Genomic DNA, 21,469 nt, shown 5'->3' with positions numbered 1-21,469 from the left:
CTATTCAGAATATTTATGATACTAAAGGGGGCGAACATATGAAAAAAGGAAAAGTGATGCATTCATTTTTGGAAGCGGTTTCAGATATTAAGGACGGTTCCACTATAATCGTTGGCGGTTTTGGGTTGTCAGGCATCCCGGAGTATGCCATACAGGCGCTAAAGGAACAAGGTACCAAAGATTTGACGGTTGTCAGTAACAATTGTGGCGTCGATGACTGGGGTCTGGGCCTGTTGCTTCAGAATAAGCAGATAAAAAAGATGGTGTCATCTTACGTGGGGGAAAATAAAATATTTGAACAGCAATACTTAAGTAAGGAACTCGAAGTCGAATTAACGCCTCAAGGTACACTGGCGGAGCGAATCCGGGCTGGTGGGGCAGGCATCCCTGGTTTTTATACAGCGACGGGCGTCGGTACACCTATAGAAGAAGGAAAGGAGACGAAGGTGTTCGATGGCAAGAAGTATCTTTTGGAAAGAGGAATTGTTGGGGACTTTGCCCTTGTAAAAGCGTGGAAAGCCGACACGCTTGGGAATCTTGTATACCGTAAGACAGCAAGGAATTTTAATCCACTTGCGGCGATGGCCGGGAAAATCACGATTGCGGAGGTAGAAGAAATCGTCGAACCAGGTGAATTGGATCCCGATGAAATTCATACACCAGGCATTTATGTACAGCGGATCTTGCTTGGATCCAATTATCAAAAACGAATCGAACGACGGACGGTTGCACAAGGATAAAAGTTAAAAGGAATGGGGTGTCTGATGATGAAGGATACACGTATGGTCATCGTAAAAAGGGCGGTTATGGAAATTGAAGACGGCATGAATGTCAATCTGGGCATTGGGATGCCGACACTTATTGCCAATGAGATCCCGGATGATTTCAATGTTTTACTTCAATCAGAGAATGGCTTGCTTGGCATTGGTCCATATCCACGGGAAGAGGAGATAGATCCGGATTTGATCAATGCAGGAAAAGAAACGGTCACGGCCGTTCCGGGATCGGCCTTTTTTGACAGCGCAGAATCGTTCGCCATGATTCGTGGCGGCCATATCGATCTTGCCATCCTTGGGGGAATGGAAGTATCTGAAACAGGGGATTTGGCCAACTGGATGATTCCCGGGAAAATGGTGAAAGGGATGGGCGGTGCGATGGACCTCGTTAATGGGGCCAAGCGGGTGGTCGTGATTATGGAACATGTGAACAAACATGGAGAATCTAAAATCAAAAAAACATGTTCGCTGCCATTGACTGGTCAAAAAGTTGTGCATCGTTTAATCACCGATCTAGCCGTGTTTGATTTTACCCCTGAAGGAATGGTTCTAATTGAGACGCAAGGAGATGTTTCCATAGAAGAAGTGAAAGAAAAGACGGAAGCCCATTTTTCTGTGGCGCCTGAATGTTTAGCTAAAAACTAAAAGTGAGGCGTTGTGTTCAATCCTAATTTTCTCTTTGCATGTTGAAGGGGAGGGGAAATTAGGATTTAGTGCGTAAGGTAAGAATCTTTCAAGAAGCATTTGCACAAGATATAGATATGTGATATTATTATCTCGAATTAAATATATTTTAATTAAGAACAATGGGTCATTACGATCTCATTTATTTTTATATAATATCTCGAATTCGAGATAATTTGAAACAGGAAGCACAATGAAAAGGGGAGAAAGTTGATGAATCACATTAAAGGAATTCACCATGTAACAGCCATAACAAGCAGTGCAGAAAAAAACTATGAGTTTTTCACATTCGTATTGGGCATGCGTTTGGTCAAGAAGACGGTAAACCAAGATGATATTCAAACCTATCACTTATTCTTTGCGGATGACAAAGGAAGTGCCGGGACGGATATGACATTCTTCGATTTTCCAGGTATTCCAAAAGGAACCCATGGTACGAATGAGATTTTCAAAACGGGATTCCGAGTACCCACAGATGCCGCTCTCGAATATTGGGTCAAACGTTTTGACAAGCTACAAGTGAAACATACAGGCATTCAAGATCTTTTCGGGAAAAAGTCTTTATCATTCGTTGATTTCGACGATCAACAGTATCAATTCGTATCAGACGAGTTGAATGAGGGAGTGGCTTCGGGCACACCATGGCAAAAAGGACCGATTCCGCTTGAATTTGCGATTACAGGATTGGGACCGATTCATGTACGGGTTGACCAAATTGACTATTTTAAAGAAGTGCTGGAGAAAGTCATGGCATTCCGTGAGATTGCCAAAGAAGGGTCGCTTCTTTTATTTGAAGTTGGTGATGGCGGGAATGGGGCACAAGTCATCGTGGAACATAATACGGTCTTGCCACGTGGACGCCAAGGCTTCGGTACGGTGCACCATGCAGCCTTCCGCGTGGAAGATACAAGTGTATTGAAGGAATGGATCGACCGTATGGAAAGTTTCGGATTCAGTACTTCTGGCTATGTGGACCGTTTCTTCTTTGAATCGCTCTATGCACGTGTCGCACCTGGCATATTGTTTGAATGGGCTACGGACGGTCCAGGATTCATGGGCGATGAGCCATATGAAACGGTGGGTGAAATCTTATCATTGCCGCCATTTTTAGAATCGAAACGGGAACTAATCGAGAAAATGGTCCGCCCGATCGATACGGTCCGCAGTACGATGAAGATTGAGAAAGAGTACTTGTAAGCAGTTCCGTTCACACCATGTGCAGGTAGTACGTGTACATGGTGTGTTTATAAAAAGAAGAATGTTGAGCAAATAGGTTAAATTCTTTTGACCTATGTGCTCAGCATTCATCTAAATAAGGAGGAAACGAAGATGAAAAAACAGACGGCAGGGATTCACCATATAAGCGCCATTGTCGGCCATCCGCAGGAAAACATCGATTTTTATTCAGGTGTACTGGGCTTACGCTTGGTGAAGCAAACGGTAAACTTCGATGACCCTGGCACGTATCATTTATACTTCGGTGACGGAGGGGGAAATCCGGGGACCATCATTACCTTTTTCCCTTGGGCAAATGCTCGTCAGGGGCGGATTGGCGATGGACAAGTGGGTGTGACGTCGTATGTCGTGCCAACAGGAGCGCTTGGTTTTTGGGAGAACCGGTTACAGAAATATGATGTGGAGTTTGAAAAAGTGAAGCGCTTTGGCGAAACGTATTTACAATTTGACGATCCGCATGGCCTTCACCTTGAACTTGTCGCTCGTGAAGCGGGCGAAGAGAATGCTTGGGCAGTGGACGATGTGACAAGGGAAGTGGCGATAAAAGGGTTCGGAGGCGCCACCCTTTATTCATGTGAACCAGGTGAAACGGCCGCTACATTGACGGATGTGTTAGGTCTGGAAATGATGGGTGTAGAAGGCGATTACACACGGTTCAAAGCTCTAGCTGACATCGGCAATATCATCGATTTGAAAATGGTCACAGGCGTTCGGGGCACAATAGGTGCCGGTACGGTGCACCATATCGCATGGCGTGCGAACGACAAAGCCGACCACTTGGAATGGCAAGAGTATGCAATGAATCATGGGCAGCATGTGACCGAAGTGAAAGACCGCAACTATTTCGATGCGATTTATTTCCGTGAATCAGGAAAGATCTTATTCGAAATCGCGACAGACCCACCAGGATTTGCGATTGACGAAAGTGTGGAATCGATGGGGATGAAACTTATGTTGCCGCCCCAATTCGAGCAGCAACGTGAGCGCCTCGTTCAATCATTGATTCCCATTCAAGTACCATCCAATAAAGTGAGATAACTAAGCAAGGGGAGAATATAGAATGAAACATATCTTTAAACCAGGAACGAATCCGAATAAACCAGTCTTATTGCTTTTACATGGAACGGGCGGGAATGAAAATGATTTGCTTCCGCTAGCTGACATCGTGGATCCAGAAGCTTCTGTCCTTAGTGTAAGAGGGAATGTATCGGAAAACGGGATGCCCCGATTCTTTAGACGTTTGGCGGAGGGGATATTTGACGAAGAGGATTTGATTTTCCGTACGAATGAACTGAATAGCTTCCTGGATGAAGCGTCCACTACCTATGCATTTGATCGTCAAAATATCATTGCAATCGGGTATTCAAATGGAGCGAACATCGCGGCGAGCCTATTATTCCACTTTAAAGATGCCTTAAAGGGTGCGATTTTACATCATCCGATGGTGCCAAGACGTGGAATTGATTTACCTGATTTAACAGGTACGAACGTCTTCATCGCAGCCGGAGTCAATGACCCGATTTGTCCACAGCAAGAATCCATCGACCTTAAAGAATTATTAGAAGCGGCCCATGCCTCGGTTGATGTACAATGGGAAAATAACGGACATCAATTATCGATGAATGAAGTGAACGCCGCGAAACAGTGGTATCAAGAAAAATACTAATCAATGATCAATCAAGAAATCCACCTACAATTTGTATGGTGGATTTTTTGTGTGTTACAACTAGTTTGGCCTATTCATTACCTAACAATAAACTCTATCACTATCTAAAAATTATAGGTAGAGAGGGCATAAAGTCTTAGTGGTATTCGTGGATAGATGAGGATTATTTCCTGGTCAATCGGATAATTAGCATATTTATCCCTATTTATCTCCCTGACTATCTTCCTTATAATTATATAATATGAAAAATATACCAATAATAATGAGGTGTTTCTTTTGGAGATAGGACAGGAGAAAGCTCAAATTTATCCTTTGCCAAGCACCGTCTCCATTTTCCTACAGAGGGATGAGCGATTATGACGATTTTTGAAGCGAAACCCTTGAAATCGGCCGTCAAGTCACGGGCCAAGCAATATGAAGACCTATTGGGGCAAGTGGAGACACTGAAAAAGGAATTCCAGGGAATCGTCGATTTGGATGAAGAACTGGCCGGATCCGGGGCTACAGCCATCAAGAACTTTTACCGAGCACAAGTCATCGTTGCCGATGCCTGGATCGAACTATTCACGACACAAATCAGCTTTTTAAAAGGCATTCCGGCGATTTTGGAAGATGCAGACTTATCCGGTGAAACCGTGGTCGAGGTACCGTTTTTAGAGGGGGAAGTGACCCACGGTCTCTCCAACGCCAAATCGATGGTGAACCAGCAGTCCACCGATCTCCAAAAGATTTTCCAGAACATTGATGATATCCTACCGCTAAAGGTGTTCGATCAAGAGGATTTCCATGAGAAAATGGAAAAGGCGGAAAAAGAAAAGAACGATACCATCAACAAAGTCCAGGAAGTAGATAATAAATTAGTAGAAGAATACCAAGTGAGCGAAGCCCAGGAAAGTGTAGCCATTAGCCTTTTCCAGGCCTTACTTGAAGCCACCAGTCAGGATGGCACCGTTTCCCCGATGAACTTCAACCAAAGTGCCTTTCAAGCGAGTCAAGCTTATCAAGTGAAGGATGAAGTGGCCGAGAACATGCAAGGATACCGGGACTTCAAGCAGCAAGAAGAGGAAGCGCGGAAACTCGAACAGGAAATGGAAGAACTCGAGAACCGCCCTTGGTATGAAAAAGCCTGGGACACGACAAAAACCTTTACAGGGGAAATCACGGGGTATTATGATTCAGTAAGAGCAACAACGGGAGTCGATCCCGTCACAGGTCGTAAACTTTCCGAAGCCGAACGAATCGCCGCGGGCGCGATGGCCGCCGCCGGATTCATACCCATTGTCGGCTGGGCTGGGCGTGCTGTCAAAGGCGGAAGTGCGATTTATAAAACAGCCAAAACAATGAATGCTGCAGAGCATGCAATGAGCGCCTATAAAACAGCTGATTCAATGAAATGGATGGCTCAAGCCGAAAAAGGAATCTATGGTCTAACCAGTGCGAATGAAGCAAATGCCTATTTAACCGGAAAGGACCTCTTAGGCAATGAATATTCCGGAGGAGAACAAGGTTTCACCCTCGCAGGTATAATTGGCATGGGTAGTGTCATGAAGAATGGTATGAAATTAAATGGACCTAACTCACGTATATTAAATAATGATACGAATACTGGCCCAGTAGAGGTTAAAGCTCCTCCAGGTGCTTCTGCAGAACAAATAGCTCAAGTTAAGGCTTATGTTGAGGGTTCAAATAAGGCTTTACAAGATGGAGCTTTGTCACCTACTGGAAGGATATCAACTAAAGGAAAATTAAGACAGGATGCGTCCAGATCCGCAAGATTAGAAGGGAAGAGAGCCGCGGAGAGTGGGACTCCATATAAAGGTCATGTAGGTCATGTTCCTGACACAACTTGGGGAGGAAAACCTGACCCACATAGTTGGTTAGATCTTGACCCTAAAGTTAATACGAGTCTTGGAGGACAAGCGAAAAAATATCCTATAGGTTATAGACCTACAGAATTTAAGTTTGTTAAGGAGGATTTAGACGAATGAATAATTGGACAGAAAAAATAACGGCAATGGTTATAGTAAAACAGGAAATTATGAAACAAGATGTGAAACAAATTTGGCCACACCATTTTCCGGAGGTGGCGACAACTGAAGAACAGATAGCTAAACTTGAAATGGAAATAGGATTTAAACTCGATTCCATTTATCGAGATTTCCTGAAATATGCAAATGGATGGAAGGGATTTTACCAGACAGTTGATTTATTTGGGACAGAGCAACTAAAGAAATCTAAGGCTATGGATTATGCAAATTCATTATTAAATTCAATAGAAGAAGACGTTATAAAAGAAAGTGGTTTTCTTAGAAATCAGTTGTTACCTATTGCCGCGACCGAATATGATAAGGATTTATTTGTTATAGGTTTACCCCATTCACCATATCCAGGAAAAGTAATTTGGTTTGCTGGGGAAGAGATTGATAGATATGAAAATTTTAATGAATATTTTTTAGCGATGATTGATTATAATCGAGAAGAAATAGTTGCTTTAAAAAGCTAGTTTGTTGCTGATTTTATAAAAATAGCGGTAAATACAATTCGAATGGTTAAAATCAACATTTTATAGTCGTTCAGAAGAGGGTGGAACTTATGATGATGGAAGAGAAATTCATGAATCCTCAAGCATTGACTAGTATATTTGGAAATATACCTGTATTCGAAGGTGCAGAGCTATTAGATATTCAGCTTATAAGAGATGGCCCCATTTTATTTATGACTTTAATGACGTATGACTTTAATGACGAAAGAAGAAGTTAAAACTAAGCCAAAGCGTTGGGACCACTGGGACGTGGTTTATATTCAACTATCATTTTTAACTATTAGTAACTTAGATATAAAAGGGTGGGGCAATGATAATATAATTTCTCGATTTGATCTTTCAGGTAAGATGGAGAATAATTATTTAGAAATAAAAGGGAATAATGGGTTGAGAATAAATACGAATTTGGAATGGGTAAATGTAGAAAAGGTTACTCCTGGCTTAATAGGGTTACCGTAAAAATTCTTAGAAATTAAAAAAAGATAAAATGAAAGTTGTAAATGAACATTGGGCTCCTGAGGTGAGAAAAAATAGGAAATAAGATAGATATTTTAGATAAGAAATATGTACTTGAACATGGAACGGATTTTGATGAGAAACTTTGGTTCACTTCATATAGTGATGAAGTTTTAGATAATCCTGAAGACGAGGGAGGAAAACCTTTTAATGGGCTAGCCTACGAGTTATATGAGAACGGAGAATTGGCTTATTATAGTTATTATAACGAAGGATTTTTAGAAGGTGATTTTGTTAGATTTCACAACAATGGCAAGGTGAAGTCCATAGATTATATGATTAAAGGACAAACTAGGGGGTTAAGGAGAATGTGGTACGAAAGCGGCGAAAAAAAATATGAGGGTGAATATAAATTTGGTGTTTGTTTAAGGTATACCGAATGGGATAAAGAAGGGGAGATAATTAAACAAAAATTTTCACCAACAGAAGAAGAATTAGCCCTTATTGATCGATTCTCCAATATGGGAAAAAACTGAAAAGCACATTGTAGTAGCTTTTCGCAATGAAAATATTATTCTAACGTATATCAACAGAGCTGTAGATTATTTTAAAGGTGCTTGAATAGTAAGCGTTATTATCCTTTAGGTTCACGTGAAATGACAAAGATAAAGTGGTTGGCTTAACTAAACCCGAACAATGACACTCATATAAAAGTGACTCGTTGTTCGGTTTTTTCTATATAAAAAGATCTTTGGAAATCCAATTTATGTATAATGGGAATGATAGATTTTTGAAATTTATAAACAATGTAACGGACTCTAGAGTTGTATTAGTATGAGACTCGACACAAGAGCTAGGGTTAAAATATTACTAGTTTTCCGATGATCAAATAAAGGTTGTGGTGACTTTGAATGATGAATTAAAACTTGAAACCTTTAAGTATTTTCTTGAATGCTATTTCAACGCAAGTGTTAACTATGATGAGTTAACTGACCAAATAAAACACTTTAATTCGTTCGAAAATACTAAATATCATCAAAAACTCAGAGATGAGCTAAACTTAATAGAGCAACTAAATAACTGGGAACATGTACAGGAATTCGTTAAAAGATATGGCATGAGGAAAATGAATGAAGAGAGACTAAAATGGTTGATCCACAGTATTTCTGAGGATTTATTATAAAATTAATCGCATTCTTCTGGCAATTTTACTAGTTTAAATTATAAAAAGTTTAAAGCTTTATCTTAAAACTGAGCTGTAGAGGAAAGATTTCTGTAGTGCAAGCGTTTATGTTCATCTGAAGTGATTAATACTCAATTAAGAGAGTTTAATATTCAAATTGTATATCAGTCTTCAGGAAATAAAGAAATCTTTTAGGGGGAACTGGATAAGGAACAAAAAGGGGAATGGCAATGATTTGGAATGACCAATTAAATAAAGAAAATCTATGGAAGGGTTGTATGGTAGCAATGATAGCGCATGCTATTATGGTAGCCCGATATCCTGAATTATCATATGAACATTCCTGGGATGGTTCGAATTATAGCATGATAGATGGTTCAGGGGGGCGGGGGACTCTGACTTTTACTGAAAAGCATATCGTGGCAGCTTTTCGCAATGAAAATATTATTCGAACAGATATCAACAGAGCTGTAGATTATTTTAAAGGTGCTTCCCAAGAAATTATTGAGTTGGCAGAAAATGAGGCTCTTCAATATCTATTGATGGAGGGAGATGATGGGAAAACTATACCTTCTATTACTACCGCATTTTGGGGGGATATTAATAGCGTATCATCGAATGATACGATAGTGAAATTCGTACAAAGTGGTGGTTATCTTATTGAAAATCAGTTATTGGATTACACATCAGCAATAGATGCCTGGCGTGAATATTACAAGATGTCAAAAGATCAAATCAAGTTATTAGAATCTTTATACAAGAGGAAGGTTGAAAGGAAAGAGAGTAATATTGTCTTAACTAGAAATGAAATTAAAGTTCTAGGAACAGATGATATAGAAGGATTAAGAGAGAGCCAAAACTCATTTGAAGAAATAGGGATAATGTTTAAGGGTGATTAGAATGAACTTTTCTGTAGATATTTTCAAGCAAAACAAAATTAATTACGATTGGAGAACATTATATATAGGATTAAAATTAGATGTAATAAAATATAGTGACATAACTGATTATGCAGTCGAATATTTAACTAACTATCCAGACACTAGCAATCAAAACATTATTCAGCTTGCTTGGGGTGGAGATGAATTAGATTACGAGAGCTTATTGGAAACTATATTGAAAGAGTCAGATATCAGTGATTTGGACTTAGACTCCCGACGTTCCCATCTTGAAAAAAGAAAATGGAGATTTGGCATACTTGATTCTTTAAAAATGAGATATCAAGATGATTTTGAGGAGTTATTAAACAAGGTTGCTGAAGTGTATGCCGACTTTGATTATCCAAAAGACATGGAGAGCTTTATTCATTATCTGGCTCCTAAAGACGGATTTAATCCTTCTCAATACTCGAAAGAAGAGAATGAAGTTAGATTAATTAACTTATTTACTGTCTTTCTAAACCAAGAAAAACAATACTTACAAAATGATATTGCCATTTAGGACTTTGACTGATAGAAAAGCACAAGTTAAGCTCAATACCCTCCAAATTCCTGTATAGATTTCCCTGCTCCTGGACAATCTAGTTTAGATTACTAATCCAGGAGAGGAGTGGTTTGGATGGACCGCACGATTGGTTACTTACGTGAGATCTTGTCTAATTATACGGATCAGCACCCGGAGGCACAGCACATTTACGATAAGATTAAACATGGTCAGTTCCATTCGGAGAAGGAGCTCGTTCGTGAGCTTACTGGAAAGGAATCAGAACTTCTTAACCGAATTCTTCCTAAGGAAATGGCGCATGCAAAAGAGGCGATGGATTCCGAACGTTATACGCAATTAAATGAAGTGTATGAACAACTGATTATGTGAGAAAAAAACCTTGTCCATGTTGCTCACCGGACAAGGTTTTCTTATTAGCCTATTCATCCATGCTAGTCAGAGAATCCATATGACTCGCAATCATCGAGATGATGGTACCAGCTTCTTCTTTACTGAACATGAAGTTCGTTTCATCTCTTAAAATAATATCGTCTTCTTCTGTCCAGATCCGATTGACCCGTCTCAGCAGTCCATCACCTGTTTCCTGGACGATTCCGAATTGATAGGTGACCTCTACTTCGTTTTCTTTTATATAAGCCGTCACTTCTGGCGTTTCCCATTCAACATCGATTTCGAATACCTCAGAATCATCGTTTCCTGTTGAAGGATAGGACATGGAGCCTGACACGATTTCCAACCCATTATTGTCGTCATCGAGTTCATAGTCGTATTCGTCGTCGTCCCCTTCTATGTAAGCATGGAAGGTTTCATGGACGGCCTCCACGATATCTTCAATATCAGGTAATAGCACCTTGCTTATTTGCCCAAAATCGATGTCGAAGGATTCCATATAAAATTCTTCACTTTTCGGATCGAAAAACAGGGCGCAAAAATTCTCCTGCTCATCTTCATCTAATTCTGTATAAAATTCGATGCGTGGATGTTTTGCTCCTCGCTCCACGGTCATGCTGCCAATCCGATCGTATTTATCACAAATCGATTGAAGATGGTCCTGCAATTCCCCACATACTCTGTCAAACCATTCTAATGACATTTCATCCACATCCTTTCGCTCCTTATTGTTTACCACAATACGAAATACACTCTCGTCCAAAATATGTATTTTTAAAGGGGGATAACTCTACCATTACGAATACTATTTGAAATGACCCGATAGGAGGGTGTGCTATTGTCAGCGTTCAAAAAAATCATGATGGGATTCCTTGGTATAAGTCTCCTTGCTGCATGTGAGGACCAACAACCATTCAATGACGATAAGGAAGCGGTACATGCAGAAAAAGAAGTCGGGGATGCCAAAACGGGGAACGATGAACCTTTGTATGAAGCCTATAAATATAATGGAAGACACTTATATGGAGGGTGGATATCAGAAGGAACCTATCTTCTCATTTTAAGGGACCCCATCAGTACCTATACCATGCAAAGGATAACGAGAGATGATTATGAAGAGGTACGACATTTTGAAATAGTCAAACCCATTGACAATACCATGACAGGTGTACTTTATAATGAAGAACATCGGAATCGGACGACTACGTTCACACTAAAACTTAACGACGACCATACGAAACTGACGATTACCATGCCGGATGAGCCTCCTGTTACATACAAACAAACCGTAATGGAGCCAAACGAATTTAATCCTACTTACGAATGGGGATTTGAGGAATAAGCCGTTTCTGACGATCTGAAAAGTGAAAGTCGAAATCCCTACAGAATATATAGCGTAAATTTGTTAAACTATAGACAAGTGACGACTGAAGGGGAGTTTTGATTTGTCGATTCAGATTTATATCTTAGGGAAATTGGCTGAAGAGAATAGTTATCCATATAAGTTGAAAAAGCAATTATCCGAACCAATTCCTATTGATAAATTTACGGGGATAAGCGAAAGTAAATTATATTATCATTTTGATAAGTTAGCGGATATGGGGTTTATCCGTGCTGTGGAAACCATTAAGGAAGAGAACAGGCCAGACAAGCATGTCTATCAAATTACAGATCCGGGACGAGAAGAATTAAACAAGCGGATTTACCAAACGTTTGAAAAGGCCACTGAAATAAATGAAATGTATATTGCCCTTTCCTATATCAAGCACGTGAAGGTAGAGAAAGTGCTCACGATATTAGAGGAGAAAATTGAAAAACAGCGTAAGACTTGGGAAACCTACACAAGCTTCAGCCACGAAATTGATGAAAATGCTGAGAACTATTGGGGAGTTAAGTTTATTCAGGAGCATGCACACAGTCGGGCGCAGCACAACGCCGAATGGCTGGAAGAACTTAGAGCACGCATAAAAGAACGGGCATGACTTCATGAACAGCTCACGCTTTGAAAGCATGATGCTTTAGTTTTGAAAAAATAATCTACCCATGCAAGACATAAAGGTTGAATGGTAAGTAAGTTCTATCAGGATAATCATAGGTGATTTCTAGTGGAGACAGCGTAATGGCTGTCTCCTTTTTTAATTGAGTTTATTTTCACTGCCATGCTACTTTTCCCTCGAAAAAGTTTATATAGAGTATGAAAGGGGGTGAGCGACATGGCAAACCAAATCAAATTATCGACAACGTTACGATTGGATTTTGAAACGGGCCTCAATGAAAAAGGGAAGATCGTTTTCAAGCGTAAGTCCTTCTCTAACATTAAAACGGATGCATCGGTCGATCAATTATCGGCGACAGCCAAGGCCATTGCGAGTGTGCAGAATTATCCGATGGGTGAAGTGAACCGCGTGGATACGAACGCTATCATCGGGTAAGTAGTGTGATGTCAAAAAAACGAGGGAGGTGACAGGTATGGCTAAAGCATTGGAAATGATCTTCGTAACAGAAGAAGGAAAGTCGTCAACGATTTCTGTGGATAATCCAAAGGAACCGGTGGACGTGAATCAAGTGAAGCAAGCGATGCAGCAAATCATCGCGCAAAATGTTTTCATCACCTCATCAGGAGATTTCGTTAGCATCAAGGGAGCACGCGTGGTCGAGCGTAATGTCGAGGACGTTGAAGTGCATTAAAATCAGTAACGGTTGAATTATCTCTTCTGACGGTCGAATTATTGGTCGTAACGGTCGAATTAATCGCCACAATGGTTGAATTAATCGTCACAATGGTCGAATTAAGCTCATTTTTGAAGGGATGGTCCTTCAAAGATGAGCTTTTTGTTCGTACATGCTCTATTTCCTAACACAATCCAAAGTGTAACAGCTTGATTAAGGTTAAAAGTGAGATATATCACTGCAATTGAGCCCGACTACCAACCACTTATGGCGATAGTCCACGTCCTAGCAGTAAAAAGACGGAAGGCATGATCTGCTTTCCATCTCGTTCATTTTTAATCAGAGCCAGTCTTTAACATAAGCAACTAGCCCAACTACCGCACCTATTCCCATTCCAAAGAAAACAGGAAGAACAAGACTGGATTTATTTACCAACTTAGGCCTATCCAATAAAATACCTCCTCTGTAAATAATTTATAATAGATAGTACGGAAAGAGTGAGGAAAAGTTTCAACTTTCTTGTTGTTAATAATAATCCCAAGCTCTTTCATATAAGTCGAGAAGGTCGGGTCTATTTAATGAATTAACGGGGATCTCAAAATGCTTACCCTTGATGGTTATATCTTGATCTTCATCTTTGCCGAAGTAAAAGAGAGATGGAATCATTTCATCCCCAAGATAGGTAGTTTCCACTTTTAGTTCAGCAGTTTCAATATCAAACTTTTCCCTGGAGGCTAATGTGAAACCCCAATTACCAAACGAAGGAATATCTAAATGATAATTATCCACATATAACCCTGTCGATTTCACGGTGTTACTGATCGTCCAGAAAGCCGCTGTAGCAAATACAGGGGAAGTCGATTGAATAGAAGTAAAGCCAGTTGGTGTCAGGTGGTTCCTAACTAAGCTATAGAATTCCCACGTATAGAGTTTATTCAAGGACTCGTTATTCGGATCTGGTAAATCTACAAGGATGACATCATATACGTCATCGGCATTCTTCAAATAACTAAAGGCATCTTCATTAATAATATGAACTTTTTTAGAGTGAAAGGAGTTTTGATTCAACTTCGTCAAAAGTGGGTTCTCTTTGGAAAGGGTCGTCATTTCAGGATCCAAGTCTACCAGGGTAATGTTTTGAATCTCTTTATACTTCAATAATTCCCTTGTCGCCAACCCATCACCACCACCAAGGACCAGTACATTCGTTTTCTTGTCGGAAAGCGACATTGGAATATGAACCAGCGCTTCGTGGTATCGATGTTCATCTGATTCAGCGAACTGAAGCTGTCCATTTTGGTATAAACGTAAATCTCCTGTATCTTTCGTCATGATAATCTTCTGGTATTTCGTATCTTTGGAAAAAACGATGGGGTCTCTATAAAGTTTCTGCTCCAATGTATGGGCATACTGTTCCCCATATAAAAAACCTAAGCCAATCACGATGGTTAATAAGATCCCCGTCAGTCTGATATACGTTTGTTGAATCTCTTTTTTAAATGCAAAGCTTATCCAGAGGGCCACGATGATATTGATAAAAGCGATAAAAAATCCGGTCTTGATCAGTCCCAGCATCGGTTTTAGCCAAAAAGCAAAAGCCACGGTCCCCAATAGACTACCAACATAGTCCCATCCCAGTACATTAGCAGTCGATTCCTTTAAGTCGGCATCAATTTCTTCGGATTTCCGAATAAGTAGGGGCACTTCCAATCCTGTAAGATAACCGGTGATAATGATGATGGCAAATAAAAAGACCTTGGATGTTCCATCCCCGAAATTTGCTTGTATGTAAAAAACGGAGAAGATGGAGAAACCACCGATTAAGGCAATCAAATATTCCGTTATCACGAATTTGGACATCAAGTGGCGATGGAATTTACCGCTATGCATGGCCCCAATGCCCATCCCGCTCAAAAACAAGCCAATGGTTAAACAATAGAATAATGTGGAATCCCCGAAAAGATAGCCACCAGCGGCTCCATATAGTACCTGGTACACAATCCCACATATAGAAACAATCCCGGAAGACGTGAAGATTCTTCTTTTTTGAATGTGGCTTGCTCTTTCTGACATACTGTTCTCTCCTTCACAATCTATAATGATCCATCAAAAAAGAACCTGAAAGAACTCAGATTCTTCATGTTAGTCCGTCTTATGAAATGGCACCTGAAATGATAAAGGCGATAGCGAGGGATATAGCGGCTGCAATGATTCCAACCGATACTTTCCCTTTTTCAATCTCTTTTCTCACATCTAATTTCGGTGTAGCGATCTCAAATATAAAATAACCGATCATCATCAAGATAAAGCCGATGATGCCCCATATTGCGGCACCCAGTAAGGAATTATTTGTGTCAACGGCAGTACTCATGATATAGGTGATACCCAAGATTTTCCCCGCAAACTGAATAGCGACCGCACTGTTCCCGTTTCTGATCAGTTCAAAATCATTGTACGGTGTGATTTTTTCGAAAATCCACATACAAACAATGGATACTACACCCAATACCAAAAAGTAATAGATTGTTAGTAACACTTCCTGTACGTCTATAATGTTTTCAAACATTTCTTATATCCTCCTTGTCATTTCCCGGTCCCCGGACCGCCACCACGTACAACATCACCATTTCGAATGCTGTCCGGATCTGATGATTTTTTCACATTGCCTGTCCCTCTATAACCGCTACCCGTGTATGAAGATCCGGATTCGTCTCCCTCTTCATCCTCCATCAAAGAATTAGTGGGGATACTAGTGGAGTTATGATTTCTAAACGCGTTAACATAACCCTTATAGCCCAGCCGTTTCTTTAATGTTTTCGAGTCTACTTGATTCCAGCCATACAAAGTGGTAGCCACACTTAAAACGCCGAGTGTTTCCATAAGAGGAAAGTCATAGCTATTTTCGGCAAAATCCTCTTCGACGACTTCAATGATCGTATTAGCTGGGTTTAGTTCATCTTTCATAATATGTATGACTTCATCTGTTGAGTCTTCTGGATAGAGGAGAAACATCTCTTCCTCACTGCTTACTGAAGCATGATCGGGTTCTGTGTCCGTCCGGATCTCACTAGCAACCTCTGAAACACTTTTACTATAAGCCTGATAAACCGTTCCATGATCCCCTAAGTCATTTTCAATCGTATCAATTTCTTGATATTGAGAAGAAATAAAGGAATTTCCACAAGCAGCTAAAAATACAGATAACGAAGTAAGTATGACGGCCATTTTCTTCATGACTTTCCTCCTTGATTGTTGTCTTTAATATAATAGTATATTTTAGTGAAAAATTGTAAAAAATAATAAATGGGAAGATGTAGGCATCGTTTTTTTTTAGCGTATTGGTTGTAAATTAGTTCCTTTTTATGGTAAATAAAAGAGAGGAATTATAATCAATAGATAATAAAGATACCCGTTGAGAAATGGAATAGGGGGATAAGATGTGCATAGGTGTAAAAGAGTAATGATTGGATGGCTGATGATAGGTAGCCTTGTTGCATGTGAAGAACCAGCCATCCAAGAAGGAAAGTTCCAAGTGCAAGAAACAAAAGAGGGGAAAGACTTAGTGGAAACGAGCGATGTTCCTTCTTATAAGACCCCTAAGTATTTTGGTAGCCAATTGTACAATTATTGGATATCGAATGACACGTACCTTATTATCATGAGGGATGAAATCAGTACGTATACCCTTCAGAGAATCACAAAAAACGAGATTGATCCACTTAGGCATTTTGAAATCGTGAATCCGACTGGTTCCACAATCACGGGTATCCTATATAATGAAGAAAATCGAAATCGCACTACCCTTTTCACTTTGAAATTAAGCGAAGATAAAAGGAAACTAACCATTACGATGCCAAATGAAAAGCCGATTACGTACAAAGAAACGGACCTGGACCCGAATGAATTTAACCCTCGTTTTATTTGGGAAGACATTAAGTTTGAGTAAGTAAGTGTTTTAACGTTTAATAGAATGCGGCTGGCTTGACTTTAGTGCAAAAAGTGCAAGATAAAGTCTGAAATCATTTACTGACAAGAGGCGGCCTAATCACAACTCTTCTCGAAATGTTTCCCTTCACTGGGGCTTTTTCCTTCTGGTGGCGACCAAGAGCCTTGGCACAACTCATTGCTCAAGGAATACGAATACGTCCACCCTTTTTCGTTTTCAAATTCTACATTTACGTGATACGGATTATAGTTTCTCCCAATGTCCCTACTGAATTGCCATCTTTGATTCGGATATTTGTCCTCAAGATAGTGGTTGAGTTGTTCAGTCTTCTTGGATACTTGATAATCAACCCAATAGGGGCGAATAACAAAGAATGCAAGCACGAATACGGTAATGGAAGAGGCCATTAGTAAACTCAATTTCCTGATCTTTTGTGGCAATAATAAGGCAGTGGCATACAGCATAACTACAAAAATAGTAGACCCTATAATTTCTAATACTGTTTGTGGATACAAGGGAAATCACTCCTTCAAGGAACTATTATTTTTGTGGGAAATCATTGAATATATAAAAAAGACGAAAAAGCACCTTTGCTTTTCGTCTTTTTTTTCATTTATAAGAAACGCTTCCTGATACTTGGTGAAGGCAACATGCAGCTTTCTTCCTTTTTCCCGAACCATTTATAACGGTTTTTGGCAATGAAATCATAAGCGGTGTTCCGAATGAAACGTGGGACAATGACCAAGCCATAAAACAGCTTCCAAGCGCCTTTCAAATGGCTACATATCCTTAGTGCTGCAGTCGATTTATAGTAGGCCTTGCCATTCTCAAGCAAGACGATGCTATCGATATTCCCGGGAACCTGATACTTCTTCTGAAACTCTTGTCCAGTTGGACTTTGAAGGGAAGCAAAACGAAACAGCCCCTTCGGATCGCGCTTTATGATGAATTGGACACTCGAATCGCAAAAGTTACATTCACCATCAAATAAGATGACAGGATTCATGAACTTTCCTCCTCAAAAGAGACGTGTAGAGAATGCCTCATCCTTTCTCTACCCACATTACTGTGATGGAAACGTCTTTGGTTTTCGATGTTCTTTCTTTTATTTTACATGATTTATTCCATATTTACGCATTTTATGAAAAAGTTTTACCCGCCATGCTACTTTTCCCGCTAAAAAGTTTATATAGAGTGTGAAAGGGGGTGAGCGACATGGCAAACCAAATCAAATTATCGACAACGTTACGATTGGATTTCGAAACGGGCCTCAATGAAAAAGGCGAGATCGTTTTTAAACGTAAATCCTTTTCTAACATTAAAACGAATGCACTGGTCGATCAATTATCGGCGACAGCCAAGGCCATTGCGAGTGTGCAGAATTATCCGATGGGTGAAGTGAACCGCGTCGATACGAACGCCATCATCGGGTAAGTAGTGTGATGTCAAAAAAAGAGGGAGGTGACAGATATGGCTAAAGCATTGGAAATGATCTTTGTAACAGAAGAAGGAAAGTCGTCGACGATTTCTGTGGATAATCCAAAGGAACCGGTGGACGTGAATCAAGTGAAACAAGCAATGCAGCAAATCATCGCGCAAAATGTTTTCATCACCTCTTCAGGAGATTTCGTTAGCATCAAGGGAGCACGCGTGGTCGAGCGTAATGTCGAGGACGTTGAAGTGCTTTAAAATTAGTAACGGTTGAATTACCTCTTGTGACGGTCGAATTATCCGTCGTAACGGTTGAATTAATGCCCACAATGGTCGAATTATTTGCTAATGTGGTTGAATTCATGGTGATTCAACTCCATTCAGAGGCAGGCTCATCTTGAAGGACAAGTCCGGAAGCGGTGAGCCTGTCCTTTTTGATTAAAACTACTCAAGGCAGGTGAATAAAAGTGGACCAAATCCTACCGTTTGTCAGCGATATCGGGTTTCCCATCATTGTAACCTTGTACTTGCTTCACCGGATCGAAACAAAGCTGGATACATTGAACGAAACCATTGTCGAGCTGCCAGAACGCTTGCGAGAAGGATTCCAAAGTCAATTCAAAGGATAAAGGGAAACACCGTGGATGATTGCATTCACGGTGTTTTTATAATTGTTCATTGGAAATGCCATATAAACGAATATCCATCACCAAGAAAAAACGTTACTCATCCTTAATTTTCCATTATACTTAGACAAAAAGGGGTGGCGGCATAAATGGATATATTCATAGAGGAGTTACGAGATTCAGATAAGGAAGAGTTGTTAGCGTTCGAACTGGAAAACAGAGCTTTTTTTGAAGAAATGGTCCCGTCTCGTGGAGATGATTATTATATCCCTGCTAATTTCAATAAAAGGCATAAAGCGTTACTCGGTGAACAAACACGAGGAGCTTCATTTTTCTATTTAATCAAGGATAACAGCCATTCCATTTTAGGAAGAATAAATGTAGTAGATATCGAAGGAAATCAAAGAATAGGGCATCTTGGTTATCGAGTGGGGCAAATGCACACGAGAAGAGGGATTGCCAATAGGGCTCTGCAATTATTACTAAAGAAAATCGTCGATAAAGATATCAAACAAATCCATGCAAAGACGACCACTACTAATATTCCCTCCCAAAGAGTTTTGGAGAAAAACGGCTTCAAGAAGGTGGCTACCAGTGAAGAAGGCTTCGAAATGAATGGACAGAATCTCCATTTCGTTTATTATACGTTGACCATCTTGTAGAAAGACTGTGTGGATCAGTTCAGTTTTATATATATTTCTAAATTCTCATTTGTCCATAAATAATTACTAATAATTACTAATAGTTATCAATGTGAACTCAGTCTTTCTCATTTATATTCACTATAGAACCCAAGAAATAGGATGAAATACAATTCTCGTTTCACCCTCCGATATAGCCTTCTATGGTATAGGTTTTTATGTTTAAACATTCCGGTTAAAGGAGACCTATGATGAATACTGGCCAATTCTCAACTAATAAACTATTAGATATGGTTTTTGAAAGTGCATATTATGGAACTGTAATTGTCGATAGTAATGGGAAAATACAATATATTAGCAATAAATATTGTGAATTCTTAAATGTTGAACGCAATACAGTGATTGGTGAACATGTTACAAACGTAATTGAAAATACTAGGCTACACTTAGTAGTGCAAATAGGCAAATCAGAAATCGCAGATATACATTTTATTCGTGGTGATTTTGTTATCGCTAACCGTATTCCTATCATCGAAAACAAGAAAATAATAGGTGCAATTGGGACAATCATGTTTCGTGATATTGATGATTGGAATAAAACGAATAGTCACATTAAGGAGATACTGACAAAACATAATTTTTACAGAAGTGAAAAGGTTGTTACAAATGGAGTAAAGTATTCTTTGCACAATTTAATTGGAAAATCTAAACAAATACAACAGTTAAAAACACGTGTGAAAAGTGTGGCTAGAGGTGATATCTCTGTACTAGTTAGAGGGGAAAGTGGTACAGGCAAAGAAATTATAGCACATAGCATTCATCAGTTAAGTGAGAGAAGCGACAAACCACTTGTGAAAATAAATTGTAGTTCAATCCCAGAACATTTATTAGAATCTGAACTTTTTGGGTATGAAGAAGGTGCTTTTACAGGGGCAAAGAAGGGAGGTAAAATAGGAAAGTTTCAACTTGCCGATGGGGGAACTGTTTTCCTTGACGAAATTGGTGATATGCCTCAGCAAATGCAAGTCAAGTTATTAAGAGTCCTTCAGGAGAAAGAAATTGAGCCTGTAGGTTCGCTTTACCCTAAAAAACTAAACGTTCGAGTGGTTGCAGCAACAAATCGTCCTTTAGAAAAATTGGTAGAAGAAAAGGAATTTCGTGAAGACCTATTTTATAGAATTAATGCTGTCCAATTATTTGTTCCTCCCTTATGCGATAGAACGGAGGATATCCCTTTACTTGTTGAATATTTTTTAAAAAAAGTTACCGCTAGAATAGGGAAACGAGTAACCTCTATTCACCCTGAGGTACTATCATTAATAGAGCAATATAACTGGCCAGGAAATGTAAGAGAATTAGAAAATGTGATAGATGCAGGTGTTCACCTATCAGATGATGAGGTAATGAGAAAAGACTCTTTACCTGATTATCTAAAGTGTTATAAGGCAAAAATAAAAGAAGCAAGTTTAAAGGACAGTGTGGAGGAGGTTGAAAAGAAGACAATCGAAAGTGCTTTAAGGAGGTTTAAGTTCGATAAAAAAAGGGTTGCTGAAGCTCTTGAAATAGGAAATTCTACCCTTTACGATAAAATTAAAAAATATAAAATCAATCAATAAAAAAATAAATCCGAGATTTCGGAATTCATTCCGATATTTCGGATTTATTTTTACCCCTGTATTCCTCCACTTTAATCCTACCTCAGCTTCTTTTTCAAAAAAAAATTTTCTGAAAAGCAAGAAAATATTTCCCGTATATATTTAAAGAACTAAGTATTATAGG

The 21,469-nt window shown here is 39.5% G+C and carries 27 protein-coding genes and 1 pseudogene; 22 read left to right on the top strand and 6 right to left on the bottom strand.

All coding sequences use genetic code 11. The features are described 5' to 3' along the window. The first annotated feature begins 38 nt into the window (after window positions 1-38). The 12 genes and pseudogenes from ACQKL6_RS05870 to ACQKL6_RS05815 all read left to right on the top strand — a co-directional run bounded on the left by ACQKL6_RS05870 (window position 39) and on the right by ACQKL6_RS05815 (window position 10,355). Entirely contained in the window at window positions 39-740 is a 702-nt protein-coding gene (locus ACQKL6_RS05870; RefSeq protein WP_402986869.1) for a CoA transferase subunit A, read from the top strand. A 27-nt stretch (window positions 741-767) separates the two neighbouring features. Continuing rightward, complete coding sequence (locus tag ACQKL6_RS05865; RefSeq protein ID WP_427650768.1) at window positions 768-1,421, top strand: 3-oxoacid CoA-transferase subunit B; 654 nt, start codon at window positions 768-770, stop codon at window positions 1,419-1,421. A 252-nt stretch (window positions 1,422-1,673) separates the two neighbouring features. Continuing rightward, entirely contained in the window at window positions 1,674-2,657 is a 984-nt protein-coding gene (locus ACQKL6_RS05860; RefSeq protein ID WP_402873649.1) for a ring-cleaving dioxygenase, read from the top strand. Window positions 2,658-2,789: 132 nt separating this feature from the next. Beyond that, window positions 2,790-3,734, top strand: a complete 945-nt coding sequence (locus ACQKL6_RS05855; RefSeq protein ID WP_427650767.1) for a ring-cleaving dioxygenase — start codon at window positions 2,790-2,792, stop codon at window positions 3,732-3,734. Between the two features lie 22 nt (window positions 3,735-3,756). Continuing rightward, the gene (locus ACQKL6_RS05850; protein WP_427650766.1) at window positions 3,757-4,362 is read left to right on the top strand and encodes an alpha/beta hydrolase; all 606 of its coding nucleotides are present in this window, start codon (window positions 3,757-3,759) and stop codon (window positions 4,360-4,362) included. 356 nt (window positions 4,363-4,718) lie between these two features. Further along, complete coding sequence (locus ACQKL6_RS05845) at window positions 4,719-6,350, top strand: ribonuclease YeeF family protein (RefSeq protein ID WP_427650765.1); 1,632 nt, start codon at window positions 4,719-4,721, stop codon at window positions 6,348-6,350. Then, window positions 6,347-6,865: an SMI1/KNR4 family protein gene (locus tag ACQKL6_RS05840; RefSeq protein ID WP_402873660.1), complete on the top strand. Its 519-nt coding sequence runs from the start codon at window positions 6,347-6,349 to the stop codon at window positions 6,863-6,865. Before ACQKL6_RS05845 ends, ACQKL6_RS05840 begins: the two co-directional genes overlap by 4 nt. Before the next feature lie 89 nt (window positions 6,866-6,954). Then, a pseudogene (locus ACQKL6_RS05835) lies at window positions 6,955-7,363 on the top strand (Imm50 family immunity protein). Between the two features lie 83 nt (window positions 7,364-7,446). Next, window positions 7,447-7,896: a toxin-antitoxin system YwqK family antitoxin gene (locus ACQKL6_RS05830; protein ID WP_402873928.1), complete on the top strand. Its 450-nt coding sequence runs from the start codon at window positions 7,447-7,449 to the stop codon at window positions 7,894-7,896. Window positions 7,897-8,773: 877 nt separating this feature from the next. After that, complete coding sequence (locus tag ACQKL6_RS05825) at window positions 8,774-9,442, top strand: hypothetical protein (protein ID WP_402873663.1); 669 nt, start codon at window positions 8,774-8,776, stop codon at window positions 9,440-9,442. A 1-nt stretch (window position 9,443) separates the two neighbouring features. Then, window positions 9,444-9,983, top strand: coding sequence for a DUF2247 family protein (locus ACQKL6_RS05820; protein WP_402958025.1), 540 nt, complete (start codon window positions 9,444-9,446; stop codon window positions 9,981-9,983). Between the two features lie 117 nt (window positions 9,984-10,100). Continuing rightward, window positions 10,101-10,355 carry a sigma-G-dependent sporulation-specific acid-soluble spore protein CsgA gene (locus ACQKL6_RS05815; protein ID WP_402873669.1) on the top strand — a complete coding sequence of 85 codons (255 nt, stop codon included), beginning with the start codon at window positions 10,101-10,103 and terminating at the stop codon, window positions 10,353-10,355. Between the two features lie 49 nt (window positions 10,356-10,404). On the opposite strand, the gene ACQKL6_RS05810 is transcribed toward ACQKL6_RS05815, so the two are convergent. Beyond that, window positions 10,405-11,079 (bottom strand): hypothetical protein, encoded by a 675-nt coding sequence (locus ACQKL6_RS05810; RefSeq protein ID WP_402873672.1) that lies wholly within the window; start codon window positions 11,077-11,079, stop codon window positions 10,405-10,407. A 135-nt stretch (window positions 11,080-11,214) separates the two neighbouring features. Between ACQKL6_RS05810 and ACQKL6_RS05805 the strand changes: the two genes are divergently transcribed. The 4 genes from ACQKL6_RS05805 to ACQKL6_RS05790 all read left to right on the top strand — a co-directional run bounded on the left by ACQKL6_RS05805 (window position 11,215) and on the right by ACQKL6_RS05790 (window position 13,064). Continuing rightward, window positions 11,215-11,718, top strand: coding sequence for a hypothetical protein (locus ACQKL6_RS05805; RefSeq protein WP_402873675.1), 504 nt, complete (start codon window positions 11,215-11,217; stop codon window positions 11,716-11,718). 103 nt (window positions 11,719-11,821) lie between these two features. Further along, on the top strand, window positions 11,822-12,358 hold the full coding sequence (locus ACQKL6_RS05800; RefSeq protein ID WP_402873677.1) for a PadR family transcriptional regulator: 537 nt from the start codon (window positions 11,822-11,824) through the stop codon (window positions 12,356-12,358). Between the two features lie 231 nt (window positions 12,359-12,589). After that, window positions 12,590-12,808 (top strand): DUF1659 domain-containing protein, encoded by a 219-nt coding sequence (locus ACQKL6_RS05795; RefSeq protein WP_427650764.1) that lies wholly within the window; start codon window positions 12,590-12,592, stop codon window positions 12,806-12,808. A 37-nt stretch (window positions 12,809-12,845) separates the two neighbouring features. Beyond that, complete coding sequence (locus ACQKL6_RS05790) at window positions 12,846-13,064, top strand: DUF2922 domain-containing protein (protein ID WP_402873683.1); 219 nt, start codon at window positions 12,846-12,848, stop codon at window positions 13,062-13,064. A gap of 507 nt (window positions 13,065-13,571) precedes the next feature. On the opposite strand, the gene ACQKL6_RS05785 is transcribed toward ACQKL6_RS05790, so the two are convergent. From ACQKL6_RS05785 to ACQKL6_RS05775, 3 genes are all read right to left on the bottom strand, one after another. Next, window positions 13,572-15,119: a polyamine aminopropyltransferase gene (locus ACQKL6_RS05785; protein WP_427650763.1), complete on the bottom strand. Its 1,548-nt coding sequence runs from the start codon at window positions 15,117-15,119 to the stop codon at window positions 13,572-13,574. A gap of 79 nt (window positions 15,120-15,198) precedes the next feature. Then, window positions 15,199-15,612 carry a DUF350 domain-containing protein gene (locus tag ACQKL6_RS05780; RefSeq protein WP_402958021.1) on the bottom strand — a complete coding sequence of 138 codons (414 nt, stop codon included), beginning with the start codon at window positions 15,610-15,612 and terminating at the stop codon, window positions 15,199-15,201. 17 nt (window positions 15,613-15,629) lie between these two features. After that, window positions 15,630-16,280, bottom strand: a complete 651-nt coding sequence (locus ACQKL6_RS05775) for a DUF4247 domain-containing protein (protein WP_402873692.1) — start codon at window positions 16,278-16,280, stop codon at window positions 15,630-15,632. A gap of 226 nt (window positions 16,281-16,506) precedes the next feature. On the opposite strand from ACQKL6_RS05775, the gene ACQKL6_RS05770 reads away from it, so the two are divergent. Then, window positions 16,507-16,992: a hypothetical protein gene (locus ACQKL6_RS05770; protein ID WP_427650762.1), complete on the top strand. Its 486-nt coding sequence runs from the start codon at window positions 16,507-16,509 to the stop codon at window positions 16,990-16,992. 95 nt (window positions 16,993-17,087) lie between these two features. Here ACQKL6_RS05770 and ACQKL6_RS05765 read toward each other — a convergent pair whose 3' ends face one another. Together ACQKL6_RS05765 and ACQKL6_RS05760 are read right to left on the bottom strand one after the other, a co-directional pair. Continuing rightward, window positions 17,088-17,507 carry a hypothetical protein gene (locus ACQKL6_RS05765; protein ID WP_402958015.1) on the bottom strand — a complete coding sequence of 140 codons (420 nt, stop codon included), beginning with the start codon at window positions 17,505-17,507 and terminating at the stop codon, window positions 17,088-17,090. Window positions 17,508-17,605: 98 nt separating this feature from the next. Beyond that, a complete protein-coding gene (locus tag ACQKL6_RS05760) occupies window positions 17,606-17,998 on the bottom strand; it encodes a thiol-disulfide oxidoreductase DCC family protein (protein ID WP_402873700.1) in 393 nt (130 codons plus the stop codon). Between the two features lie 209 nt (window positions 17,999-18,207). Between ACQKL6_RS05760 and ACQKL6_RS05755 the strand changes: the two genes are divergently transcribed. From ACQKL6_RS05755 to ACQKL6_RS05735, 5 genes are all read left to right on the top strand, one after another. Beyond that, window positions 18,208-18,426 (top strand): DUF1659 domain-containing protein, encoded by a 219-nt coding sequence (locus ACQKL6_RS05755; protein ID WP_402986835.1) that lies wholly within the window; start codon window positions 18,208-18,210, stop codon window positions 18,424-18,426. 36 nt (window positions 18,427-18,462) lie between these two features. Further along, the gene (locus ACQKL6_RS05750; RefSeq protein ID WP_402873702.1) at window positions 18,463-18,681 is read left to right on the top strand and encodes a DUF2922 domain-containing protein; all 219 of its coding nucleotides are present in this window, start codon (window positions 18,463-18,465) and stop codon (window positions 18,679-18,681) included. Window positions 18,682-18,890: 209 nt separating this feature from the next. Then, window positions 18,891-19,052, top strand: coding sequence for a YvrJ family protein (locus ACQKL6_RS05745; RefSeq protein WP_402873704.1), 162 nt, complete (start codon window positions 18,891-18,893; stop codon window positions 19,050-19,052). A 146-nt stretch (window positions 19,053-19,198) separates the two neighbouring features. Continuing rightward, window positions 19,199-19,711: a GNAT family N-acetyltransferase gene (locus tag ACQKL6_RS05740; RefSeq protein ID WP_427650761.1), complete on the top strand. Its 513-nt coding sequence runs from the start codon at window positions 19,199-19,201 to the stop codon at window positions 19,709-19,711. A 227-nt stretch (window positions 19,712-19,938) separates the two neighbouring features. Then, window positions 19,939-21,306, top strand: a complete 1,368-nt coding sequence (locus ACQKL6_RS05735; protein WP_427650760.1) for a sigma-54 interaction domain-containing protein — start codon at window positions 19,939-19,941, stop codon at window positions 21,304-21,306. The last annotated feature ends 163 nt before the right edge of the window (window positions 21,307-21,469 follow it).

The sequence above is a fragment of the Peribacillus sp. NPDC097197 genome (assembly GCF_050278025.1).
GTDB lineage: Bacteria > Bacillota > Bacilli > Bacillales > DSM-1321 > Peribacillus.
Note: the sequence above shows the minus strand (reverse complement) of the source record. Positions and strands in the feature narration are given on the sequence as shown.

Bases quoted from the DNA above. Each gene is read 5' to 3' on its own strand.
- ACQKL6_RS05870 (WP_402986869.1), top strand. From the start codon at position 39: ATGAAAAAAGGAAAAGTGATGCATTCATTTTTGGAAGCGGTTTCAGAT.
- ACQKL6_RS05865 (WP_427650768.1), top strand. From the start codon at position 768: ATGAAGGATACACGTATGGTCATCGTAAAAAGGGCGGTTATGGAAATT.
- ACQKL6_RS05860 (WP_402873649.1), top strand. From the start codon at position 1,674: ATGAATCACATTAAAGGAATTCACCATGTAACAGCCATAACAAGCAGT.
- ACQKL6_RS05855 (WP_427650767.1), top strand. From the start codon at position 2,790: ATGAAAAAACAGACGGCAGGGATTCACCATATAAGCGCCATTGTCGGC.
- ACQKL6_RS05850 (WP_427650766.1), top strand. From the start codon at position 3,757: ATGAAACATATCTTTAAACCAGGAACGAATCCGAATAAACCAGTCTTA.
- ACQKL6_RS05845 (WP_427650765.1), top strand. From the start codon at position 4,719: ATGACGATTTTTGAAGCGAAACCCTTGAAATCGGCCGTCAAGTCACGG.
- ACQKL6_RS05840 (WP_402873660.1), top strand. From the start codon at position 6,347: ATGAATAATTGGACAGAAAAAATAACGGCAATGGTTATAGTAAAACAG.
- ACQKL6_RS05825 (WP_402873663.1), top strand. From the start codon at position 8,774: ATGATTTGGAATGACCAATTAAATAAAGAAAATCTATGGAAGGGTTGT.
- ACQKL6_RS05820 (WP_402958025.1), top strand. From the start codon at position 9,444: ATGAACTTTTCTGTAGATATTTTCAAGCAAAACAAAATTAATTACGAT.
- ACQKL6_RS05815 (WP_402873669.1), top strand. From the start codon at position 10,101: ATGGACCGCACGATTGGTTACTTACGTGAGATCTTGTCTAATTATACG.
- ACQKL6_RS05810 (WP_402873672.1), bottom strand. From the start codon at position 11,079: ATGTCATTAGAATGGTTTGACAGAGTATGTGGGGAATTGCAGGACCAT.
- ACQKL6_RS05795 (WP_427650764.1), top strand. From the start codon at position 12,590: ATGGCAAACCAAATCAAATTATCGACAACGTTACGATTGGATTTTGAA.
- ACQKL6_RS05790 (WP_402873683.1), top strand. From the start codon at position 12,846: ATGGCTAAAGCATTGGAAATGATCTTCGTAACAGAAGAAGGAAAGTCG.
- ACQKL6_RS05785 (WP_427650763.1), bottom strand. From the start codon at position 15,119: ATGTCAGAAAGAGCAAGCCACATTCAAAAAAGAAGAATCTTCACGTCT.
- ACQKL6_RS05780 (WP_402958021.1), bottom strand. From the start codon at position 15,612: ATGTTTGAAAACATTATAGACGTACAGGAAGTGTTACTAACAATCTAT.
- ACQKL6_RS05775 (WP_402873692.1), bottom strand. From the start codon at position 16,280: ATGAAGAAAATGGCCGTCATACTTACTTCGTTATCTGTATTTTTAGCT.
- ACQKL6_RS05770 (WP_427650762.1), top strand. From the start codon at position 16,507: ATGATTGGATGGCTGATGATAGGTAGCCTTGTTGCATGTGAAGAACCA.
- ACQKL6_RS05760 (WP_402873700.1), bottom strand. From the start codon at position 17,998: ATGAATCCTGTCATCTTATTTGATGGTGAATGTAACTTTTGCGATTCG.
- ACQKL6_RS05755 (WP_402986835.1), top strand. From the start codon at position 18,208: ATGGCAAACCAAATCAAATTATCGACAACGTTACGATTGGATTTCGAA.
- ACQKL6_RS05750 (WP_402873702.1), top strand. From the start codon at position 18,463: ATGGCTAAAGCATTGGAAATGATCTTTGTAACAGAAGAAGGAAAGTCG.
- ACQKL6_RS05740 (WP_427650761.1), top strand. From the start codon at position 19,199: ATGGATATATTCATAGAGGAGTTACGAGATTCAGATAAGGAAGAGTTG.
- ACQKL6_RS05735 (WP_427650760.1), top strand. From the start codon at position 19,939: ATGATGAATACTGGCCAATTCTCAACTAATAAACTATTAGATATGGTT.